Raw genomic sequence first — 22838 nt, forward strand, 5'->3', positions numbered from 1 at the left:
GCCGCCCGGGTCCTTGCCCGGCATCAGAGCCTTGGCGATGGCGCCGGCGAGCAGGCCGATCAGGATCCACGCGATGATGCCCATGGTGTCCCTCCACTTCGTCGTATAAAGGATGTGTAAGTTCATCGTCTGCACCGATCGCGCCCGAACAAACATCTTCTCCGCACCCAGCTGTGCCAGCTCCTGACCCGAGACGAGCAGGCATCAGATGGGAGGGCTGCGACCAGAGAGCGTGGAGCTCCGGTTCTACCGGCCTCCTCCTCTGCCCGCGTGCGCGCCTGGAGGCAGAAACCGAGATGTGCACGCCAGGCGCCGCAGAAGGCAGGATGGGTCAAGGCCGCACGGGCCCGCTTCTTGGTCGCACTCGAAGACCCTGTGCGGTACTGCCACGTCACGGCCGCCCGCTGATGATCAATGGGTGTGGCTCTTGTGCGGGAACTGTCCGAGCTGGGAAGTTGCAGGCCAAGCACGGCACCTTGCTGGTGGTCGCCGACCAGCTAGCTCGGCACGGCCGTAGGCGTTGTCCGCGTGTAGAGGCTGGGGCTTGAAGTATCGGCCGCGGTAGGGGTCGTGGTTCGATGGGTGACCCTCGGTCATGGGGCCTTGTTCTCTTTGATGTCGGGGGTGTTGCCAGCCGGGCTGCCGCATGCCGCCGAGAAGGAGCGGTCCGTTCGCGTCCGACAGGATGTGCATCGAACCCGGCCTCGCTCCACGGGCTCGGGTATTCGTATCCGCCCGCCTTTCAGCCCTGCCGTGCGCGGTGACGAGGACGACGCGGGTGACATCGATGAGGTCGGCGTCGCCGAGAGGATGCAGTGCGGCCTTGTGCGGGTGGCGGCCCGACCTTGATATCCCGGAGCAGGGTGGCGGCCGACACCGAGCGCATCCGCTGACCAGGCAGTAGAAGAAGGTCGCGAGGAGCGACTCATCGCGCGTGTCCTGCGTTCCGTCGCCGTGGGGCCGCGCCCTCGATGGTGGGACCAGCGGTTTCGCGGTCTTCCACAACCGGTCCGGAACAATCCAACTCGGCGCACTCCGTCCCATGGACGGCTCGACGTCCGCCTCGCCACGTGGAGGACGTTCTTGACCGGGGGCGATGGCACAGTCGCGATCATCGGGCGGGAGAATCACGGCATGGTCATGGCGCGTCGTTTGTATGCCTCTTCTCCGGTGGTTGATGGTGTGCCGTTGCTGGCGGAGCCGGAGTTCTTCGCCGCCCACCTGATCGACCTGTATGACGATGTGCTGGTGGAGTCATTCGGCGTTGACCCGGCGGACGTCGAGGCCATGCTGGAGCGCTTGTGTGACAGGGCCGCCTGGCCGGTGTTCCGGATTCCGTTGGCGGGTGGGCACAGCGTCCTGGTGCACTACAACAGTGGTGAGGAGTACACCTCCACCGACTACTTCCTCGCCCACCCCGACTGGCGGAGGAGCGACCTGGTCCTCGCGAGCACTGACGAGGACCGCATCGGCCCCGGCCTGTGTTGGGCCGAGCTCGCTGCTCTCCTGGACGCCCCGGGGGACGGGGAGGGAGTCATTGACCCGCACGTCCGGCTGCTTCTGCTGCTGCCCGTGCTGGGCGATGCGAACATCCCCGCCGAAGCTGTCACCCGGGTGAAGGACGCACTCATCGCTCACGATGCCCCGAACGACTGCGAGCCCTTGGCTCGCAGTCTCCTCCAAGGACACCCGATGTGGGGGGCTGCCTCCTGGTCCTACGACGAGGACGAGCGCGCCTGGGTCTGCGCGGGCGAGCACAGTCCCCGTAAAACGCCGCTGGGCGATCACCTCCCTGGCAGTCAGCGCGCGGCGCTGGAGGACTGCCTCACGCCGGTGGGCAGCTGCTCCGGTCGGGCGGCACGGGCTTCCGGCGCTGGCCTAGGGAACGCTCGGAGTCCGGCATAGTTTGCGCCGTGTCGGAGGCGGGGGAGAGCTGGTCGGTCATGAGGTTGAACAGGTCTCTCCGGGCAGCAGCGCGGCGTCTCCTTACTCACCGTCCCAGGTGATCCTTTGGGCCCACGCCGTCGCCCACCACGGCCGCCTCACCTGGCCCACGCTCGCCCTGGTCGCCGATCTGCTCGCCCAGCGCACCGCGACCACAGGTGGCAACCTCCCCTTCCCGCTACAGCGGGACCCGAAAGCTAGCCTGCTACCAGTAATGTCCGCCGACCACCCGGCAAATACAGCAAGGAGACCGGTCATGACGACCACGGCCCGCGCCAGCGTGCAGCACGAGGACGAGCGAGTGCGGGTCACCCGCTGGGACTTCGAGCCCGGCCAGAGCACCGGTCGGCATGTGCACGAGTACGACTACGTCGTCGTCCCCGTCACCGACGGCCAAACCGAGGTGATCACCCCCGACGGCTCGGTCACCTCTTCGCAGCTACGGACTGGAGAGTCCTACGTCCGCCCGGCGGGCGGCGAACACGAGGTCATCAACGTCGGCACTTCGCCGCTGGCCTTCGTCGAGGTCGAAATGAAGCGGAACTAGCCGGCGCGAGGAGACGAATCCGTCGAGCGCCCCGTGGCCGTGCATGGCCAAAGGGTGTTGCAGAAGGCTGTGGTCGTGCAGCTGGGAGCGGGCGGCTGGCCTGTCGTCTCATGTGGTGAGGGCGAGGTTGTGCATGCGGGCGACAGCCCTCGTCGGAGTTTGCGGTGCAGGACGATCAGACCGGTGCTGATGTAGGCGCCGTCGCCGAGGACCGTCAGCTCCTCGCAGTGATCGGCCAGGGTCGGAGTGCCGTCAGGCCTCCGTATCCGCGGTGGTACCAGGCACCGGCCGGGCCGCGGCCACCACCAGCGGGGTGTCCGTGTCGGCCACCAGCGGGGTGTCCGTGTCCACGATGACCTGCACGTTCGCCGACAAGCGGTAGTTTCGTGCGGACGCGCCCGCCTCGCGGTCGCGGACGGGGATGAGGGTGCCGTCCACGATCCACAGCCGCTCGGGGCACTTTCTGGAAGGCCGGGGCTGGCTCGAGCGCGAGCAACGGTCCGAGCCGTTCGATCACCCGGCACACGGTCGCCCGCGAAATGCCGAACAGCGGGGCGAGCTGCCGCCCTCGACCGCACCCTGCGCCTCGGTGAACGCCTGGAGGTCGGCCCGGTTCGCCTCAACATCGATCTTCTGTTCAACCCGGCTGCCTCGTTCGGCGGCGTCAAGCAGTCCGGACCGGGCCGGGAAAGCGGGCGGGGCGGCGTCGCGGAGTTGCTGGAGTACCAGTAGTGGGCGGTGCCGGTGTGCTGATCTGCCGGGAGGCGGGACGCCGCGGTCAGACGGCGCCCGGCGGATCACGGTGTGGGTCGGGCGGCGCATCCTTGCGCAGGGTGGTGGTGATGGCGTCGCCAACGTCCCTGGTGAGGGGTGGCCGTTCGCCAGTCAGGCCGAGTTCCTGGGCCAGGGTGATCGCGTGCAGGTCGACGGTGGCCTCGACGAGATCAGCGAACACCGCCGTCGCCGAGCGGACCCGGATCCATGCCGTGGCCGCGATGACCGCGGCGGCGGGCAGCGCCGGCCACCACCAGGCGCCGAGCAGCAGGTACAGCGGGGCCCATCCGGCGAGCCCGAAAGCGGCGCCGTAGGCCTGGCGTGCGGAGAGGAGTTCGGCCCGGACCGCATCGGGCACCGTCAGCCAGAGCCGGGGCCAGGCGGCGCCGAGGTCCAGGCCGTAGGCGTCGTACACCCGCTGGTCGGCCGCGTGGAGGCGGTCGCCGGTCCAGGTGGGCCGGCGGGGGCGGACGAGGGCGATGGCCTCGCGGCGTTCGATGGCCCAGGCGAGTTCGGCGCGGGTCCCGGCCGCCTCGCACGCCGCGTCGGCCCGCTGCCAGCGGTGGACGCGGCGCCGTACGAGAAGGCGCGCGGGCCACCGGTCGCCCCGACTGGTCCACAGGAGCTCCACGATGAGGGCCGACGCTCTGGCGCACATTCCGGCCAGCGTGGCCGCCGCCAGCACACCGGCGGCCACGAGGAGGATCACACCGGCGTTGGAGGCTCCTGGGTGGGTGGCCAACTGGTCGCTGGACGACTGGAGTTCAGCTAGGTCCAGGGCGTGAGGGTGTCCCAATGCGAGGGCGGCGGCCACACCGGCGAGATAGACCACGCCGGGCAGGACGAGCAGGGCGAGCCACTTCTCGGCGGCCTTGACGGCGAGGGCGGACAGAAAGGTGGTCACAGCCGGGCCCGGCCGTAGACGAAGGGACGGCCAGTCATCGCGCACACGGGGGCCTCCGGGTGCAACTCCGCGCTCGGCAACCGCTCGCAAGGGTGGGCGGCGGGACAGGTCCACCGGTGCACCACCGGACGCCCGGGGCTGTTCCCCGGCAGCGTCGGCATGCCCTTCGCCGCCCTGGTCACGATGCCGAAGCCGGCCGCGGCCATCCGGTCGTCCAGGGTGTCCAGCCGACGCTCCAGCACGGAGCGTGCCACAGGTTCCTCTCCGCGCAGTGCCGCAAGGACAGCCCCGACGAGTTCCGTCGCGCCTGCCTCACGCGCCGCCTCCTCCAGCTCGCCCGCGCCCATGAGTGTGCACACGCGACTGAGTCGTTCCGCGAGTTCGTCCACCGAGCGCTCCCTTCGTTGGCGATGGCCATATCTGTTACACAATCCCAGAGTTGGTGACTCCAGGGCCCCAGGATCACCTACATCCCGCTACGGTGAGCGGCGGTGTGATGCCGGGACGCCGCGGGGGACCAGCAGGAAGCAAGGACGCGATGAGTAAGTGGAAGCGCCGCAAATTGCTCTTCATGGCCGAAGTGCATGAGAGGCGGGGCACCGACCCGTCCGACGTGCTGGCCGGGCTGCACGAACTGGCGACCGAAGATCCGTACGATCTCGAAGTGCTGCTCACTGCCGCGGAACTGCTCGCCGACCGCGCCGACCGCAGAACCGGCACGGCGCGGGAAGCGGACCTTACCGCTTCGATCGCCCTGCTGCATCGCTGCGTTCCGCTGGTGCCGCCGGGCCACTACGGCCGCGGCCGGGTCTTCAACAGCCTTGGGCAGCGACTGTTCACGATCGCACAGGGCACGGATTCCCCCGAGCCCGTGGCCGAGTCAGTGCTCGCCTTCCGCGAGGCCGTGGCGGCGACGCCGCATGGCGACGGCATGCGTCAAGTGAACCAATTCTATTTGGTGGTCCAGCTCGGTGAGCACTTCGAGCGGAGCGGGGACCGGGACGCACCCGTCGAGGCCGTCCAGGTGGCACGCGAGGGCTATGCCACCGTCCCGCCCGGCGACGAGCTCCGCCCCATGTTCCGGACGGCCCTGATCACCTCGCTGCGGCATCTCGCGGGTGCTACCGCACACGTCGAACCGCTCCAGGAAGCCGTCGGCCTCGCACGCGAGGCGCTGTCCGAGGCCGGCAGTGCCTCCGAGCGTGCCGGGGCACAGTTCGATCTCGTACGCGCTCTGAGGGCACTGCACGACGCGACGACGGACACGCGACTGCTGGTCGAGGCCGTCGACTTGAGCGAACAGTGCCTCGCGGCCACACCGAGGAGCGATCCCGAGTTCAACACGCGTCGGACACGTCTCGCATCCGCCGTCAGGCTGCTCGCCCAGGACCGCAGGGACCCCGACCTGATGCGCCGGGCCATCGACCTGATGCAGGCGACGATCGAGACACCGTCGGCCGCCGACGAGCACGCCGACACTCTCATCGACCTCACTCAGTCGCTGGCCTCCCTGCATGCCATGACCAACGATCAACTCGCGCTCAGCCAGGCGGAACTGACCGCCCGCACGGCCGTGGCTGCCGCCCCCGAGCCCGGCCCTTGGCGCACAGAGGCACAATTCTCCCTGGCTGCGATCCTGTTGTACCGCTCCAGCGTGGACGCGCGCGGCGCGGACGCCGTAGCACTGCATGAGGCGCTGGGGCTGTTACAGCACGTGGCGGCCGCCACACCGGCCGGACACCGGGAACGTGGCGATCGCCTGTGGTATCTGGGCGTCACCCTGCGCGACCTGGCCAGGCACGGCGACGGCGCCACCGCCGCGTGGCGACGCCAGGCACGGCATGTCTTCGCCGAGGCCGCGTCCGCCGCCGGACCGCCCAGCGTGCGGATCAAGAGCTTCCAGCACCTGGGCGCCATGGAGGCCGCTCTCGGCGACCCGTACGCCGCACTCACCGCTTACGAAGCCGCGGTTGCCCTGCTGCCGCAACTCACCCCCGACTGGCTGTCCTACAGGGGCAACGTCATCGGGCTCCGACAGATCGAGGGTCTGGCGGACGGTGCCGCTGCCGCCGCGCTGGAGCTCGGCAGACCGGAACGGGCTCTGGAGATCCTGGAGTTGTCGCGCGGAATCCGGCACGGCCGGACGCTGGAGGCCCGTGACATCAGGTTGCTGCGGCACCGGTCACCCCAGCTCCATGCCGAGTTCCTGCGGCTGCGCACCGCCCTCAACGCCCGTGCCCGCGACGGGAATGACGGGACCTGGGACGACCTGATGAGCCGGATCCGGAGCCTCGACGGGCTGGAAGGGTTCCTGCGGGCGCCCTCCGTCCAGGCGCTGCGCCACCACGCCGATCAGGGCCCTGTAGTGCTCGTGAACATCGCCGAGCGCCGATGCGACGCACTCATCCTGCGGGCGGACGCTGAACAGCCCGTCCTGGCAGTCCCGTTGACCGGCCTGACGCAGGCCGACGTCATCGCTCACCTCCTGCGCCTGGCTCGTGCCGTCTTCGTCGCCCCGAACGACCCGTCACTGCTCGCCCGTCGGGACGCCCAGCGGGACCTGGACGAGATCCTGCGCTGGTTGTGGGACCACGTCACCGCACCCGTGCTCGACGCGCTGGGCCTCACCGCCCCGTCCTCCGATACGCAGCCCCTGCCCCGCATCTGGTGGTGCCCCGTCGGCCTGATGGCGTACTTCCCGCTCCATGCCGCCGGTCATCACGACAGCGGCGGGAAGGCGACGGTGATGGACCGGGCCGTCTCCTCCTACACAACCACTGTGCGCGCCCTGGCAGACCGGAACAGTCCCCCGGCGGCCGGAACAGCCCTGCACACGCTGGTCGTGGCGGTGCCCGACGCCGAGAGCGCCCCCTCGCTGCCGGGGGCTGCGGCAGAGGCCGCGGCCCTCACGGAACTGCTGCCGAACGCCCTGGTTCTGTCGGGCGCGCAGGCCACGTACGGGAACGTCGTCCGCGCGCTGCCAGCCTGCCCCATCGCCCATTTCTCCTGCCACGGCCTCACCTCCTGGGACAATCCCGGCGCCGGCATGCTGCTGCTCCACGACCACCTCGTCCGACCGCTGACCGTGGAACACCTCTCCGCCATGGAACTGCCCTACGCCGACCTCGCCTTCCTGTCCGCCTGCAGCACCTCCAACACGCACCCGGACAACACCGACGAGCCACTGCACATCACCGGGGCCCTCCAACTCGCCGGATATCGACGCGTCATCGGCACCCTCTGGCCGGTCAACGACACCACCTCGGTGGAGATCACCCGCGCCACCTACGCCGGCCTCACCCACGGCGGCAGCGCCCCACCCCGCACCGAACTGTCGGCCCGGGCGCTGCACCGGGCCGTACGCGACCTGCGTGACCGGTATCCGGCCAGCCCTTCATTGTGGGCCGGGTATGTCCACGCCGGTCACTGATGGGCGCGACCACGATGGCGACGGAGTGGACGGCTATCGCGTTCGGCGCGGTCGCAGTACGACCGGGGCTCTTCGTCCGGTAAGCGCTCCATACTGTCTGTACGTTCGCTGACGATGAGTCGGACGACTGCGTTGGCCTCGGCGAGGCCGGTGGCCCGGTCGGCACACTCGACCGGCTCCGTCGTCCCGCCCGGCCTGTGCCGTCCCGGCCGTCACCACCACGTACCCGGCCCGGTCCAGCGACCACCCCGAGGCGGCCCATGCCGACTTCGCGGCCATCGAGTCCACCGTCGGCGTCCCGCGGCCGCGCAAGCCGCATCCTTACCCGGACGGCGAGTCGCAACGAGCTGTCCAAACCCAGCCCGTGGGCCCGGACGTCGGCGTAGCCGGGATGCCTCGCCCCCGGGGCCAGCCGTTCCCTCCGACACTGATCACGCAGCATCGCGGCAGCGCCGGGAACACGCCGCGAGGAGATCGCCGGGACGGCCCATCACCAGGGCGGGGATCCACTCTCCTGCCCAACGACTCCGAGGATTGCTGGGCGCGGCTGAATCGGCGAGTACGCCGGGCTCGCATGACCTCGGGACGTGCCATCCATTCCGGCGTCGACGCACACCACCAGGCGCCGTCACCGTCGTGCCCCTGGTCGCACAGCTGGAACTCAGTTGTGCGTCCTCAACTCGCCGACCCCACCAGCCACACGGCAGGGCGACGCCATGGGTCCGGTCACCCTGATGGGTGACTGAGCGGGGCGGGGGCGCTGGGTCAAGCTCGGTGTCATGAAAGCTTCTTTGAGTCGCCGCGCCTGCGCCGCGGCCCTGGCGCTGGCGGCCACGATGACCTCCGCGGCGGCAGCCCAGCCCGGCGACACCGACGCTCCCACGAATCGCTCCGAGATCGGGGCGCAGGCACGGTTGCTGGGCGAGAAAATCGTTCCGCACAAACTCTCCTTCCGGAACACGACGGTTGGCGGCCTGTCGGGCATCGACCGCAATCCATGTACGGGCGAGTACGTGATGGTCAGCGACGACCGCTCAGCCCTGCAGCCCGCCCGCTTCTACACCGCCAGGATCGATGTGGACAGCGCCGGGGTTCACTCCGTCGACTTCACCGGCACGCACCCCTTCCTGCAGCCGGACGGCTCGACGTATCCGCCGGCCAACGTCGGCGACGGCAACGTGGTGGACCCGGAAGAGCTGCGGGTCGACCCGCTGAGCTGCCGGTACTGGTGGGCCCAGGAGGGCGACCGGCCGAAGTCGTCGAGTCGCCGCTGATCCAGCCGACGATCCAGTTCGCTACCCGGACCGGCCGGCATCTCGGTCAGTTGCCTCTGCCCCGCCAGTACGAGTCGACCAGGCAGGACTGGGGTCTGCGACGGAACAAGGCGGTGGAAGCGATCACCTTCGGCGACCACAACAGCACGCTCACCAGTGCCGTAGAGGGGCCGCTGTTCCAGGACGGCCCGGAGCCCGACCTGGAACACGGTGCCCTGGTCCGCGTCACCCAGCAGAACCGGCAGGGCGACGTCCGCGGGCAGTTCGCCTACCCCCTGGAAAAGATCTTCACCGAGCCCGACCAGACCAGCCCATGGGGCCCGGACACCGGCGTGCCCGCGATCCTGGCCTTCCCCGAAGACGCCAGCCGCTACCTCGTACTCGAACGTACCTGGGTGGCGGGCGCAGGATTCAAGATCCGCATCTACGACGCCACCACTCGCGGCGCGACCGAGGTGCAGAACATGGACTCCCTGGCCGGCACGAAGGTCGTGCCCATGCGCAAGAAGCTGGTCACGGACTTCCACGACTTGGACCTGTCCGCGGTCGACAACACCGAAGGCATGACCTGGGGCCCGCCCCCGCCCAATGGCGAACGCACCCTGCTCCTGGTCAGCGACGACAACTTCGCCCAGGACGAGGTCACCCAGATCGTCGCACTCGGCATCCGCTGAAAACCCGCAACGCCACATCGTGAAGGGGCGATCGCGCTGCGGGATGTCATGAACCCGTAGCGCGAGCCGCTTTCCCAGATGACGGATGACCGGGGTTCGGGCCGCCGAGTCCCCGATGCGGGCAGCACGGCTGCAGAAGCCGGCAGCCCGGTCCTGCGCTTGGACGGCACAGGACCTCAAGGTGTGGCCGTACGCCCGGCGCCGGGCCGCCCTGGAGCCGCAGTTCGCCGTCGTTGACGCCCGTCGCTGGCGCGCCACCGGTGTCGCGCCGACCACGGAGCTGGGGCGGTTGGGTGCCGGAGCGGCCGGTATGAACGGACGTGCTTGTGGTCGGCCTCGTCAGGAGAAGACAGGCCTCGTGAAGTTCTTGGGTGCTCGGGAAGCAGATCCGGGTGCGGAACCCGGCGCTGGGAGGTTGATGCACTCGCCGCTGGCGGGATCCTATCCGTCGACGGTGGTGTACGAGTAGCGGAATTGGCCGGTCGCCGCCGACGCGGAGCCGGACACGGCCATGAGCAGGTCGAGGGCGCCGGCAGCAGCGCCCGCAGGCGCAATGAGGGACCGAAGAGACACAGTGGGCTTCTGTCTGTCGGGTACCGATCCGGTCAGTGGCAGCGATGCCCGTGCTGTCTTGGAATAACCGCGTCGTCCCCCGAACGAGAACGCCCAGTTCGCTCCGGACAGGCGTACCACGGGCATCTGAGGGCAGAACTGGCCTGCCCACCTGATCGTGATCGACGTGCTGCGCCTGCACGGCACAGACCTGACCGCGCGGGCCGCACGCCCCGCGCCGGACCGACCTGACTATGCCGTCCGCCGACGCGGCACTGTCCGCGCCGCTCACCATGCGCCCCTCGACCACCGACACCCGGACACCGCCCGCGAGCGTCCCGTCTGGACGACCGCCGGCCGCGTGGAGCGGTGTTTCAAGAGGCTCATGTAGCCGTACCGCGCCGGGGCGTGGCGTATGCACAGGTCCGCACACCGCAGGCGCCCTCGTCGGCCCGCTGTGCCGACTGCGACGAAGCCGCCCGACCACGCCAATCGCCCGCAGTGACTCAGCCTCGCTCGCGGATGCTGGCCCCGGGAGCCGGATGCCCGTGGACCGCAGAACGTGCACCGGCGGGTGGCGCGCGCCGTCCCTGGCTGCGCTCACCAGCCTTGCCATGGTGGTGGGGGCCGTGGGCGGCACTTACGGCGTCGGCGCCGGAGCCCTCCTCGGGCCGATCCTCGCCGCCCGAGATCTGCCCATGGCGCGGGTGGCGCCGGCCATGCACGCCGCGACGTTCGCCCCCTCGGTCATTGGTGGGAGTGCCTATGCGCTGCTGTCCCTGATCACCCGCGGCATGGCGCATCCCGCTCATGGCTCGGGTTCGCCTGCGCGCTGGGTGGACTGGTCGGCGGATACTTCAGTGCTCGCTTCCAGCCTCGCTTGCCGGAGGTGGCGCTGCGGCTCCTTCTCGGCGGTCTGGCCGCCGTCCCTCGGCACGCTCTACGCCGTACGGACCCTGGCTCGAAGCCCACGCTCCACCACAGCTCAGGTTCTCCGGCTCCTTACGTCCGCATCAGCGACTCTGCCCGAGCACCCTGAAACTGGTTGTGTCATCGAACCTTCTGGTTGTACGGTCGAACCATGTCCAGGGATCACAGGGCTGATGACCCGGCCGTCCTACAAGAGGCGCTGGGGAGCTTCGTTCGCGCCTTCGGGTTGCACCAGCCGGAAACTACCCCTTGCGGCCAGCCCATCTCTGTCTCCGAGGCACACGCCTTGGGCGAGCTCGCGCAGGAGCGCGAGATGCGGCAGGTCGAACTCACCCGGCGGTTGCGGCTGCAGAAGAGCACGGTGAGCCGGCTGGTGGGGCAGATGTCCGCTCGTGGCTGGTTGGAACGGGCTCCGGCTCCCGATGACGGACGTGGCGTTGTCCTGCGGCTCACGCCTTCGGGGCAGCGGGCGGCGCAGAATCTGGCTCAAGCGCGACGGGAGCGGTTCTCCCGGTTGCTCGGTTCGATCCCGGTCCATGAAAGAGCGGTGGTACTGCACGCCCTCGATGTGATGGTGGAGGCATTGGATGAAGAGCAGTAGGCGCCGGGCCCTGGTGGCGGGCGCGGGTGTGGTGCTCGTCGGCGCGGTGACGGCTGTCACGCTGGTGGCGGGCGGCTCGCAGCAGGGGTCGGGCGAGGGCCGGAGCGAGCGGCAGGCCTCAGTGGCCGAACGGGGTAAGACAGTCATGCCCTTCGATCTCGAGCAGACGACCCACCGCTTCACGTCCACAGCGACGGGGGGCGTCCAGGATGTCGTGGCCGACCAGCGCGGTGACTCCGAGCAGATCGGCCTGATACGCACTCACCTGCGCAATGAGGCGGAGGCGTTCAGCCGGGGTGACTTTGCCGACCCCGCCCGGATCCACGGCGCCGACATGCCCGGCCTCGCCGAACTGCGGGACGGGCATGACCGTATTGAGGTGCGCTACGAGGAACGTGCCGACGGAGCCACCCTGACCTACACCACCAACGATTCCGCGCTGGTCGACGCCCTTCGCGACTGGTTCGAGGCTCAGCTCGGTGACCACGGCGCGCACGCCGAGTCCGGCCATTGATTCGATTTCCGTGAAGCTGGGGCATGACACCGTGCGCCGGTGACGCTCCGTCGCTGGCGGCGGCGGCGTCGGAGTGAGGCGACGACGATGACGCGGTGGCGGAGCAACCGCACTCCGCTCGGTCGGCCCTGCCGCGCCGTCGGCGATGCCCTGTCGGTAGACCAGCGAGCCGCCCCGGCAGACCACCTCAACACCGGGATGCGTCCTCAGTCAGTCGGCCAGTTGCCCGGCGTCGCGCCCCGCCCACAGCTCGATCGGCAGCCGGGTGTCAGCATCCACCAGCAGAGTGCCGTAGACGTCCGCATACACTGCGAAGTCGTCCATGTCCAGCACCCCGGGATCGCTGTCGGCGGAAGAGGCGTCCGCATCAGGTGGAACAGTACGCGGGGCCGAGACAGGGGCGCCTTCAGAATGCGCCAGTGCCGGGCTCCGCCTCGGCCGACGAACACCACGCCGACCATCTCCACCAAGTACGGGAGCAGAGGTCGGCGGCGCCTCCAGCGAACCGCGAGCCTGTCGACCTGCTCGGCGAACGTCCGCCGTCGGCAGCGCCGGCTGTCGCAGAACAACCGCCGTACCGACAGCCCGATCGGCCACCGTACGCGTACAGCGGCTGTGCACCCGCGCCGAACCACGACCGCAGTCCGGACAGCAAGCCGTCAACTCGTCATCCGTATCGCATGAAGGTGCGGCAAAACAGGCCGCACACTCGCTGACCATACCGCGTGCCCTGACGGAGCGTCACCGGCGCGGTGTCACGCCCAGCTGCACGGAAATCTTGCCAGGGTCGATGGGGTGTGGTCGGCGCCGTCGGACTCCTACCGTGGCGGGGTGGGGGTGCGTGCAGCTGATCCCTTGGAATCGATCATCCAGTGTTCGTGCGGTCGGCTGGGAGGGGAGCGGCAGGTGGTGGATGGTCAGGTGCCGGCTGTGTGGCGGCCGGGAGAGGTGATCCTCGGTCTGTACGAGGTCCGGGATGTGATCCGCAGTGGGGGGATGGGTCTGGTCTACCGGGTGCTGCACCGTGGGTGGAACGTGGAACTTGCGGTGAAGGCTCCACGGTCCCAACTGGTGTCCACCGGGAGGGGGTTGCGTGATTTCGAAGCCGAGGCGGCGACGTGGGTGGGGTTGGGAGAGCATCCGCACACGGTGAACTGTGTGTATGTGCGCAGGCTGGGGGGCGTGCCCAGGGTGTTTGCCGAATGGCTGGACGGGGGCAGCCTCGCTGAGGCCGTTCGGGAAGGGCACCTCTACGCGGGCGGTCGCCGGGATCGGCTGCGCCGGATTCTCGATATAGCCGTCCAGACCGCGTGGGGGCTGCAACACGCCCACCGGCACGGCCTCGTGCACCAGGACGTCAAGCCAGCCAACGTGCTCCTCGATCGCGAGGGCACGGTCAAGGTGACGGACTTCGGTCTGGCCAGGGCCCGTGCCGCGGCCGGGGAGAGCACGGCAGTAGTGCCGGGCGCCAGCGTGCTGGCCGGGTTCGGCGGGATGACCCCGGCGTACTGCTCGCCGGAGCAGGCAGAGGCTGCCATCTGGACTGCGGACTCCGGGCGGCCGAGAACCCGCCTCACGCGGGCGACCGACACCTGGTCGTGGGCGCTGACCGTGCTGGAGATGTTCATGGGGCGCCCGCCGTGCCGGTACGGGCAGACCGCCGCGGAGGTGTTCACCGCCTACGTCGCCGACCAGAGGAACACCGTACCGGACGGTCTTGTCGCGCTGCTGCAACGCTGCTTCGCCTGGGATCCGGGCGACAGACCCCGGGACATGGGCGAGCTGGCCGCCGAGACGGCAGCCGTCTACGGCGAGGCGTGCGGGGAGCCGTACGCGCGTCCTGAGCCGCAGACGGCGGGGCGCCTCGCCGACGAGCTGTGCAACCAGGCCCTGTCGATGCTGGATCTCGGACGGACCGAGGAAGCAGAGGAGCTGTGGCAGCGGGCCGCCGAAGCCGATCCCCACCACCCCCACACGGTGTACAACCGCGGCCTGCATCTGTGGCGTACCGCACGGATCACCGATGCCCAGTTCGTCGCCGACCTGGAGCGGGTCCGCGCGGCGCGCTCCGAGGACGGCACGGGCGAGTATCTGCTGGGCCTGGTGCAGCTGGAACGCGGCGACGCCCAGGCCGCCCGGCAGGCGCTGCGGGCCGCCACCGGACGCGGGTCCGACAGGCGGGACAGCACCGCGGCGCTCGACCAGGCCGACCGCCTTCCTCGATTCGCTCCGCCCCGGGTCCTGACCGGACACACCAGCGATGTCAACGCGGTGGCCCTGAGCCAGGACGGCCGGACCGGCGTGTCCGCGTCCTCGGACGGCACGATCCGCGTCTGGGACCTCGCAGACGGCCGCAGTGTGCGGACTGTGAAGGTGACGGATGCCGAGCACGGCGTCCTTTTCCTGGCGATCGACGCAGCAGGCCGCACAGCCGTCACCGGCGACTACCGCAGCCCGGCGCAGATCTGGGACCTGCGCACCGGCCGGCTCCGCCACACCCTCGCCCACACCGGCGCCGCCGAAGACGGCCTGGAAGAGGCCCGCGGCGTCGCGATGGGTGCGGACGGACGGCTGGTACTGACGGCACATGACACCGGGATCATCCGCGTCTGGGACGCCAGTACCGGCCGGTACCTGCGGGCGCTGGACGAGGGACCGAGGGACGCCGGGATCCGCAGGGCGGTCCTCAGCGCGGACGGGAGTGTCGCGTTCGCACTTGACCACCGAGGTCGCCCGTCATGGGTGTGGGAGCCACGTACCGGCCGGTTGCTCGGCACCGTAGAGGGAGACTTCTCCCGTGCCGCACTCGACTCCGAGGGCCGGATCCTCGTCACCAAGGAGGTCTGGACCGGCCAGGCCGCGGGCACGGTGCATGTCTGGGACCTCGCGGCGGGCACCAGACGCGCCATCACCCGCCCCGGCGCACCCGCAGACATCTTCGCGGTGAGCGCCGACGGCCGGCACGCGCTCTTCGCCCGGTTCCACACCGTCGAACTCTGGGAAACGGCCACCGGGCGGTGCCTGCAGACCTGGAAGGAGCAGGGCGACCCCATCTCGCTGGCTTTCGGCGATGATGGCCGCACCGTACTGATGGGGGACCGGAACGGCACCGTCACCGTGCGGGAATGGACCGGGGCGGGGCCAGCCGCCGCCTGGAGCTACCCACGCCCGCGGCCGGTCACCGACCGGCTCCAGGAGAGCGGCATGGTGCGCGGCGCCCTGGACCGGACGACCAAGCTGATTGCCCAGGGCCGCATCGACGCCGCGGCCCAGGAGATCCGCCGGGCGCGGGCCATGCCTGGGTACCAGCGGCACCGCCCGCTGCTCGACCGCTGGCACGAGTTGGCGCAAACCGGGCAGCGCGCCACTCTGTCCGGGGCGTGGCTGGGCGCCACCCCGTCTCTCGTGGGTCACGAGCCACGCGTGGCGGGCCACAAGATCCCGATCATGCTGAACCGCAGCACGGACTGCCATGACGTCCAGGTGTGGGACCTGAAGGACGGGAGTCTGCGTCACCTTCTCCAGGGCCACAGCGGAAACGTCGGCGCTCTCGTGCTCAGCTATGACGATCGGATCGCACTGTCGACGGGCAGCCTGGACGGCACCGCACGGGTCTGGGATGTGGAGCGGGGACGGTGCCTACATGTGCTGCGCAGCGACACGGAGCGGTTTCACGCGCTGGCGGTGAGCGCCGACGGCCGGATCGGGCTCACCTCGGACGGTGCGGTCATCCGCGTGTGGGATCTGGTGACGGGTGAGTGCCGGCGCAGGCTCGTCGGCCACACCGATACGGTTTTCGACGTGGCCATGAGCGCCGACGGGCGCATCGCTTTTTCCTGGGGGCTGCCGGGGGTGCGGCGGATCTGGGACGTGCGATCCGGGAGATGCCTCCAGGAGCTGAGAAGCCGGGACGACTCACTGATCTCCTGGAGCAGGATCGGAAACCTGCTGCTGTCGACCCATGGGGACGGCAGGGTGGAGGTGTGGGACGCACCGGCGGGGACGTGCCGCCATGTGCTGGCGGGCCACGAACGTCACCCCGATGCCGTGGTCGCCTCAGTGCAAGTGGGCGCTTCCGTGGACGGCGGGAGCGGCGCTTCCGTCGACAACTTCGGGACACTGCGCATCTGGGACCTTGTCTCAGGCCGGTGCCGGCATGTCGTCAGGAACGCCGTACGCCCTCCTGTCCATAGGGTTCTGGTCAGCGATGACGGCCACTTCGCCGTCACCGGCGGGGGTGACGGTCTGGTACGGGTGTGGGACCTTGGCACCGGCGGCTGCCTGCGCAGCCTGGAAAACCACGAGGGGGAGATCATGTGGCTGGGGATCGGCGACAACGGCCACCTCGTGACCTCGATCGACCGCCGGGGCGTCACCTGCGTCTGGGAGCTGGACTGGGAGTACCGATTTCCTGAAGGCGAAACGGTATGAGAGAGGAGCGGGCGGCCGGGGCGGACCCGGCGGCTGTCATCCTGTCCGTGCGGGAAGGCCCGTCCGCGGGACGGACGTTCTCCTTCACCGAACGCACGACCTGTGTGCTCGGCAGGGCCTCCGACTGCTGGCCCAGGCTGCCGGACGATGACCGGCGTGTCTCACGGCATCATTGCCTCTTCGACATCAACCCGCCCGACGTGCGCGTGCGGGACTTCGGGAGCCTGAACGGCACCTTCGTCAACGGAGAGGAGATCGGCAGACGCCGGGCAGGCCAGACGCCGAAGCAGGCAGCGCGCACCGCGTTCCCGGAACGCGACCTCGCCCACGGCGACGAGGTGCGCATCGGCCGGACGCTGCTGCGGGTGGAGACCCTCACTGGCGCCCCCACGCTGGAGCCGACCCGGATGTACTGCGCCCACTGCGGGTGCGACGCGCCAGAGTATGCCGACCATGGGCGCCCGGGCGACATCATCTGCGGCGCCTGCCGGAAGGACCCCCAGGCCCTCGTGCGGGGCCTGCTGTCCCAGGCGGCGAGTATGAACCGCTACGAGGTGGTGCGCGAGCTCGGCCGGGGCGGGCAGGGTGTCGTCCATCTCGCCCGGCACCTGGACACCGGCGAACTCGTGGCGCTGAAGGTGCTGCTGGCCGAGGTGGCGGTCGGTCACCGTGCCAGGAACGCCTTCCTGCGGGAGATCGAGAGCGTCCGCGGTCTGCGGCATCCCGGCATCGTGGGCTACCACGACAGTGGCTCGCACGGCGCCACGTTCTACCTGGCCTGCGAGTTCTGCGCGTACGGCACGCTGTCGCAACTGCTGACCGCTCGGGGCGGCACGCTGCCACCCACAGAGGCCGTCGCGATTGCGGCCCAGGTGCTCGACGGGCTCGACTACGCTCACACCCGTCATGGCCTGGTGCACCGGGACATCAAGCCGTCGAACATCCTCTTCACGGCACTCGGCGCGTCCGGCGCGGGCGGCACATCCGGTACCCCCACGACGGTCAAGATCAGTGACTTCGGCTTGGCCAAGGCGTTCGACCAGGCCGGCTTGTCGGGGCTCACCCGCACCGGGGCGGTGGCGGGCACAGTGGCCTATATGCCGCGCACGCAGGTCGTGGACTACAAATACGCCAAGCCGGAGGTCGATGTCTGGGCCACGGCGGCGACCTTGTACCGCATGCTGACCGGGACCACGCCGCGTACCTTTCCGCCGAATGCGGACCCCATCATGGTGCTGCTTCGGGATGCGGCTGTGCCGATCAGAGACCGCGACCCGTCGATCCCGCGCCGCCTCGCCGACGTGATCGACGAGGCGCTGATCGACAGTCCGCGCATCGTGACCACGACCGCGGAGTCCTTCCGGCAGGCGCTGGAAACAGCCATCTGAACGACACGTCCTCGTGACAGCAGTGGCCTTGGCCATGCCGCTCAAAAGCCGTTGGGTGCGGATCCCTGAAGTGACGGTCGGGGTCGAGCAGTGAGGTTGCAGTTCTGCTGGTTGGGGCTGGGGCGGAGGCGTTGATGTTCCCGGGCCGATGGAGGACCCCGGTGCTGTGCTGCCTACCGTCGCAGTCGCCGCGTCAGGGCCTGGCGAGGAACGGCGGGAACGCCGCTTTCGCGATGCCGCCTTTCGTCACCCTCACCACGGTCTTCGGGGCGCCGATCACGCCCTCCGGCAGGGAGAGGGTGAGGAGATACAGACCTGGTTCCACATGGGCGAAGCCGAACCAGCCCGAGCCGTCGCTGAGCCGCGTGGTCACCCGGCCGTCACCGGTGAGCGGGGCGAGCCTCACCGGTACCTGGTCCAGCGGACCGCCGCTGCGGAGCAGGAGCCTGCCGGTGACGTGCCCGTCCAGGGGTGCCGTCTTCCACGGCATGCCGGGTACGGCCGCCTCGTCCTTGAACGGCGCGTCCTCTCCCTGAATCAGCGCCTGCTCCAGCTTGGCCCGCTCGGCCGCCAGGCCGTTGGCCGCCACGTCCTTGCTGGGGGCGGCGTACGAATAACCGCTCCAGCCGGCCGCGGTGTTGCCAGCAGCGCTGGGCCTCAGCGCCTCCCTGACCTGGCTGAGCGAGTCCGCGACGCCGTTCAGGTACAGCGCGGGTCCGTTGACGGCCTGCCGCTCGCCCTGGTGGTCGGCCAGGAACTCGGACCACTCGGAGAACATCCGCGCCTGGTCCGGATTCCAGTTGCGCTTGTAGTTCATGGTCACGGCGGTGTCCATGATCCCCTCGGCCAGCCATCCCGCCCAGTCCTGGAGGACCTCGGCGTACGTGCGTGTGGCCCGCCAGCCGCCGACCGCCTGCGGCCCGTGTCCGTAGGTGATGGCGTCCATGGACAGGCGGGCCCGCGGGTCGACCTCCCAGACTCCGAGGTAGATCCTGCGCACCAGCTGGGTGACCTGGCTGCGCCGCCAGTCGCTCCAGGCGGTGTCGGACGGGAGGGGTACGTCCGTCCGGCCCGTCGCCTGCTGGAAGCGGGCGACGGACACGGCGTTGTAGCCCCAGTCGCTGTGGGTGGTGGTGGAACTGCCGTCCGGGTAGCGGACGTAGTCGAGGTTGACGCCGTCCACGTCGTAGTTGCGCACGATGCTCTGGATGCCGCGGACGATGTAGTCGACGGCCGCCGGATGGCCGGGGTCTACATAGGCGTTGGCACCGACCAGTTCCTGGCCGTTGGCCTTCTTGTTGAGCCAGCGGTCGGCTCCGGTGGCGTTCGGGCCGTGCTGGTTGAAGACGTGGTCGGGGGAGCGGGGCGGGGTGCTGCTGTTCCACATGGTGTTGACGTTGACCCAGGCGTGCACCTGCAGTCCGGCCGCGTGTCCCTGTCGGATCACTTCCGCCAGCGGGTCGTAGGGCTCCGGGGCGATCGCGGCGTCGGTGCGCGGGTACAGGGCGTTGTTGCAGAAGCAGTCGTACCGCCGGGCCGTCTGCACGATCAGGACGTTGGCGTTGACGTCCAACGCGTCCTCGACCAGGGCCGTGACCTGTGCGGGTGTGTAGATGCCCGGGTTGAACGCGTCCACCCAGTAGCTGCGCCACTGGGCCGGTGCCGCCGCGCCGTCGTCGGCGCGGGCGTGGGCGGCCGGCGCGGTGAGCGCGCCGAGGAGCAGGCCGAGGCCCGCCGCCAGGGTCGTGAGTACGCGAGGCAAGCGCATGTCGAGGTGTCCCCTCGGGTGGAGTTCGTCGGCTGCGGGCGTACGTCGTGGGATGGCGGTGGGCCTGGGCCGGCTCTAGGCGAACGTGGCGCCCCAGGTGGCCGGTCCGACGACGCCGTCCACGCTCAGTCCCTTGCGCGACTGGAAGTTGCGGCAGGCGGAGTCGGATCCCGGCCCGTACTGGCCGTCCACGGTGAGGGAGTAGCCGTGCGCGCTGTTCATCCGGTACTGCCAGGTCGCCACGCTGGCGTGCACGAAGGTCGGCGGCTGGCGGAAACTGACGCCGGGGTAGGGCAGGGGGCCGCCGCCGGGGTTGACCTCACCGCTGAGCACCCTGGCGTACAGGTTGCCCGGGCAGGCGGTCGCGTGGTGGTCCCGGTGGCCGGTGATGGCCCGCGCGGCGCCGCCCGACACCCGCAGGCGGTTGATGCCGTGGCGGATGGCGTCGATGAGCCCGGCGGTGATGGTGTCGTAGCTGCTGCTGGAGCCGCCGGTCAGCGCGCAGACCGCGTACCAGTCGTCGTTGCCCTGCGTGGTGCCCTGGGCGGCGGTGCGGACGTACTCGCCGCGGCCTTGGAAGACGTAGCCATGGACACAGGCGAGGTGGCTGTAGGCGATGTCCGACCAGCCGTTGTCGTCCATGTGGAAGTTCTGGATGCCCCGCACCTGGGCGGCGCAGTCGGCGTGATCGGCCTTGGCCACCTTCACGGCGTCGACGTGATGGACGACCACACCGCCCTGCGCCGGGGTGATGTCGCTGCTGACGCTCCTGGGCGCCCTGGCGCCCCACTGGGAGCGGGTGACGAACGTGGCCATCAGCTCCGCCCTCCCTTATCCAGGGCGCAGTTGACGGCGGCGTTCAGGGGTTCGGTGTGGGCCCCGCGCGCGGCTTCGGGGCCGTGGACGGCGCCGGGGTGGCGGGGGTGCGTGACGATGGGGAGTTCACGGCGTCCCGGCGGCAGGGGGGTCCCGGCACGCGCGGGTCCGGAACATATGGCGGGCAGCGCGAACGCACCGGCGGCTGCCGCCAGCAGGGTCGTGCGGCGAGACGGGCCGTGGGTCAACGGTCCTCCAAGGGGTGGGGAGGTACAAGCAATTGTTGATACGTTGACAGGTTCCAGTCAAGACAGCGGTAGTCGTCGTCCGACGTACCGGCATGGAAGTTGTTCCGCTGTTGGTGGCCGTGGATCGACTGGCGCCGCTGGCCCGTGGGGCGACTCGGTTGCTGCCGCTTGGGCCGACGGTGGCCTGGGAGGGGAAAGCGGGGTGTCGCCGTTGATTCGGAGACGCTGGGGCGCTGCTGACCCTTCGAAAGCTCGGTTTGGTCCTCGGCGGGGTCATGGGCCAGTGCCGAACTGCTTGCGGGTGTTCTGCGGGAGGCGCAGGGGGTGTCGGCGTGCGCGGGAGCACTGGCAGTTGTTCCGGCCCTAGCACGTGGCGGGGATCGATGATCCCGCCCCTTCTTCGTCGCAAGACCCGTGGTCGCTCGCGGACCCGCCCGGAACGACCGTCAGCGCCTTCACGGTCCCGGCGGCCGCTGCCCGCACACGCGGCTGCTGGGCAGGTTCTCGCGCAACGCGCAGCGGTCGACGGAGCCCTCGACCAACGCCCGCCACCGCCACTGCGGACGGTTGCCCTTCTCCGTGGTCCGCCGAACATCTGGGCACAGGGACTGGTCCGCGACCAGCGCTGATGAGGTCGGCCTAGAGGCGATGGGCAACTCCCGTGGCGAAGCGCACGGTTCCGGCGGCAGGAGCTAAGCGGCAGCCGCATGGTGTGGTGCCCCCTAGGGGGCGAACTGCCCGGTCACTCCCGACAGTTGCACGGTGGTCCGCCACCACCGTCGGCTGGGCGTGAACGCGCAGGTTGGTCGCGGATGAGGTCGCGTGGGCGGTGACGGTGTGGACGTGAAGAAACTGAGGTGCCGGAACCAGGTGCACAGCCCTACCCTCGGCCTCATGCGCCACGGACCGTCCCTGCTGAACGTCATTGATGTGGAAGCCACCTGCTGGGACGGACGGCCGCCGCCCGGCTCCGTGCACGAGATCATCGAGATTGGTCTCACCGTCGTGGACGTGTCGGCAGGGCGCCGCCTGTCCCGGCACCGTGTCGTGGTTCGCCCCGTCCGGTCGACGGTGAGCGACTTCTGCACTGAACTGACCGGACTGACGCAAACCGAGGTGGAACGAGGCGTCACCTTCGCCGAGGCATGCCGGATCCTCGTGGAGGAGTACGAGGCCGGGGAGCGCCCCTGGGCAAGCTGGGGCGAGTACGACCGTCGGCAATTCGCTCGGCAGAGTCAGGCCGACGGGGTGGCCTACCCGTTCGGCTATCCGACGGAGCGCACCCACACCAATGCCAAGGCCGTATTCACCGCGGCCTACGGGCTGCGCAAGAAACCCGGCATGGACCACGCTCTGCAGATCGCCGGACTGCCGCTTGAGGGACGCCATCACCGCGGCGAGGACGACGCGTGGAACATCGCCGCCCTCGTCCTCGATCTGTTGGGCCGCGGGGCATGGCCGGTCGCAGGCACTGTCGTCCTAGGGCTTTGACCGTGAAGGTTGGCCGGGTTTGCAGTTTCGGCGGCTGGATGTCCGGTGACGTCGGATCAGATCGCTGAGGGTGTGGCGGCAGAGCCTGGTAGGGACTGTCTTGTCTTTTTTGTCGGCGGCGTGGGGTGCGGCGGTGGTTAGGAGCAGGGGTCGACGGTGTCGGCGGGGTCGGTGCCGACGTTGACGTTGCCGCCCCAGACGTAATAGCCGTTGTACTGGGCGCCCTGGCTGTCGTAGATGTTGCCGGCGTACCAGACGTTGGTGGTGTATCCACCCGCGGTCACCGTTTCGCCGCGGACGTAGCAGAGACCGTACATGTGGTACCGGTCCACGGTGGGGCCGGTGTTGACGCGGATCTGGCTCTGGGTGTTGGGAGCGGTGCGGATGTTGCTGTTGGGCTGCAGCGAGACATAGAACGCGTCGGGACGGGCCTCGGCTGCTGTGGCGGAGGCGAGCAGGGTGAAAGCGGCGCCGGCGGCGATGCCGGCGGCGGCGACACGGGTTTTGAGCAGGGACATCGTTGAACGCTCCGTCGGATACGGGACCTCAAGG

General features: G+C 69.7%; 18 protein-coding genes and 1 pseudogene. 11 read left to right on the top strand and 8 right to left on the bottom strand.

All coding sequences use genetic code 11. The features are described 5' to 3' along the window. Positions 1-84: GlsB/YeaQ/YmgE family stress response membrane protein (locus tag ACWD11_RS31070; RefSeq protein ID WP_451287075.1), on the bottom strand; the 84-nt coding region annotated here is incomplete at its 3' end. 999 nt (positions 85-1083) lie between these two features. On the opposite strand from ACWD11_RS31070, the gene ACWD11_RS31075 reads away from it, so the two are divergent. Then, on the top strand, positions 1084-1905 hold the full coding sequence (locus ACWD11_RS31075) for a hypothetical protein (RefSeq protein WP_451286973.1): 822 nt from the start codon (positions 1084-1086) through the stop codon (positions 1903-1905). A gap of 97 nt (positions 1906-2002) precedes the next feature. Further along, positions 2003-2491 (top strand): cupin domain-containing protein, encoded by a 489-nt coding sequence (locus ACWD11_RS31080; protein WP_451286975.1) that lies wholly within the window; start codon positions 2003-2005, stop codon positions 2489-2491. A gap of 158 nt (positions 2492-2649) precedes the next feature. Here the strand turns inward: ACWD11_RS31080 and ACWD11_RS31085 are convergent. Next, positions 2650-3056: pseudogene (locus ACWD11_RS31085) on the bottom strand (transposase); the annotation flags it as partial. Positions 3057-3070: 14 nt separating this feature from the next. Between ACWD11_RS31085 and ACWD11_RS31090 the strand changes: the two are divergent. Further along, positions 3071-3223 carry an aldehyde dehydrogenase family protein gene (locus ACWD11_RS31090; RefSeq protein WP_451287077.1) on the top strand — a complete coding sequence of 51 codons (153 nt, stop codon included), beginning with the start codon at positions 3071-3073 and terminating at the stop codon, positions 3221-3223. 46 nt (positions 3224-3269) lie between these two features. Here ACWD11_RS31090 and ACWD11_RS31095 read toward each other — a convergent pair whose 3' ends face one another. Both ACWD11_RS31095 and ACWD11_RS31100 read right to left on the bottom strand, forming a co-directional pair. Beyond that, positions 3270-4169, bottom strand: a complete 900-nt coding sequence (locus ACWD11_RS31095) for a hypothetical protein (protein ID WP_451286977.1) — start codon at positions 4167-4169, stop codon at positions 3270-3272. Next, complete coding sequence (locus tag ACWD11_RS31100; protein ID WP_389420909.1) at positions 4166-4558, bottom strand: hypothetical protein; 393 nt, start codon at positions 4556-4558, stop codon at positions 4166-4168. Before ACWD11_RS31100 ends, ACWD11_RS31095 begins: the two co-directional genes overlap by 4 nt. 182 nt (positions 4559-4740) lie before the next feature. Here ACWD11_RS31100 and ACWD11_RS31105 point away from each other — a divergent pair, with 182 nt between their 5' ends. From ACWD11_RS31105 to ACWD11_RS31115, 3 genes are all read left to right on the top strand, one after another. Beyond that, the gene (locus ACWD11_RS31105; protein WP_451286979.1) at positions 4741-7599 is read left to right on the top strand and encodes a CHAT domain-containing protein; all 2859 of its coding nucleotides are present in this window, start codon (positions 4741-4743) and stop codon (positions 7597-7599) included. A 779-nt stretch (positions 7600-8378) separates the two neighbouring features. Then, entirely contained in the window at positions 8379-8873 is a 495-nt protein-coding gene (locus ACWD11_RS31110; protein WP_451286981.1) for an esterase-like activity of phytase family protein, read from the top strand. Beyond that, on the top strand, positions 8828-9547 hold the full coding sequence (locus ACWD11_RS31115; RefSeq protein WP_451286983.1) for an esterase-like activity of phytase family protein: 720 nt from the start codon (positions 8828-8830) through the stop codon (positions 9545-9547). The genes ACWD11_RS31110 and ACWD11_RS31115 overlap by 46 nt, the downstream gene beginning before the upstream one ends. Positions 9548-9988: 441 nt before the next feature. Here ACWD11_RS31115 and ACWD11_RS31120 read toward each other — a convergent pair whose 3' ends face one another. Then, a complete protein-coding gene (locus ACWD11_RS31120) occupies positions 9989-10120 on the bottom strand; it encodes a hypothetical protein (RefSeq protein ID WP_451286985.1) in 132 nt (43 codons plus the stop codon). A gap of 1060 nt (positions 10121-11180) precedes the next feature. Here ACWD11_RS31120 and ACWD11_RS31125 point away from each other — a divergent pair. From ACWD11_RS31125 to ACWD11_RS31140, 4 genes are all read left to right on the top strand, one after another. After that, positions 11181-11630 carry a MarR family winged helix-turn-helix transcriptional regulator gene (locus tag ACWD11_RS31125; protein ID WP_451286988.1) on the top strand — a complete coding sequence of 150 codons (450 nt, stop codon included), beginning with the start codon at positions 11181-11183 and terminating at the stop codon, positions 11628-11630. Beyond that, positions 11617-12144 (top strand): aspartate carbamoyltransferase, encoded by a 528-nt coding sequence (locus ACWD11_RS31130; RefSeq protein ID WP_451286990.1) that lies wholly within the window; start codon positions 11617-11619, stop codon positions 12142-12144. Before ACWD11_RS31125 ends, ACWD11_RS31130 begins: the two co-directional genes overlap by 14 nt. Before the next feature lie 948 nt (positions 12145-13092). Next, positions 13093-16575 (top strand): protein kinase domain-containing protein, encoded by a 3483-nt coding sequence (locus tag ACWD11_RS31135; protein ID WP_451287079.1) that lies wholly within the window; start codon positions 13093-13095, stop codon positions 16573-16575. 104 nt (positions 16576-16679) lie between these two features. Further along, entirely contained in the window at positions 16680-17963 is a 1284-nt protein-coding gene (locus tag ACWD11_RS31140; RefSeq protein ID WP_451286992.1) for a protein kinase domain-containing protein, read from the top strand. A 193-nt stretch (positions 17964-18156) separates the two neighbouring features. Here ACWD11_RS31140 and ACWD11_RS31145 read toward each other — a convergent pair whose 3' ends face one another. Further along, positions 18157-19731: a glycoside hydrolase family 10 protein gene (locus tag ACWD11_RS31145; RefSeq protein ID WP_451286994.1), complete on the bottom strand. Its 1575-nt coding sequence runs from the start codon at positions 19729-19731 to the stop codon at positions 18157-18159. Between the two features lie 75 nt (positions 19732-19806). After that, a complete protein-coding gene (locus tag ACWD11_RS31150; RefSeq protein WP_451286996.1) occupies positions 19807-20547 on the bottom strand; it encodes a peptidoglycan recognition protein family protein in 741 nt (246 codons plus the stop codon). Between the two features lie 1142 nt (positions 20548-21689). Here ACWD11_RS31150 and ACWD11_RS31155 point away from each other — a divergent pair. Beyond that, positions 21690-22286: an exonuclease domain-containing protein gene (locus ACWD11_RS31155; protein ID WP_451286998.1), complete on the top strand. Its 597-nt coding sequence runs from the start codon at positions 21690-21692 to the stop codon at positions 22284-22286. Positions 22287-22423: 137 nt separating this feature from the next. Here ACWD11_RS31155 and ACWD11_RS31160 read toward each other — a convergent pair whose 3' ends face one another. Continuing rightward, a complete protein-coding gene (locus tag ACWD11_RS31160) occupies positions 22424-22804 on the bottom strand; it encodes a hypothetical protein (RefSeq protein ID WP_389420189.1) in 381 nt (126 codons plus the stop codon). Positions 22805-22838: the final 34 nt, after the last annotated feature.

The organism is Streptomyces sp. NPDC002776, from assembly GCF_053592195.1.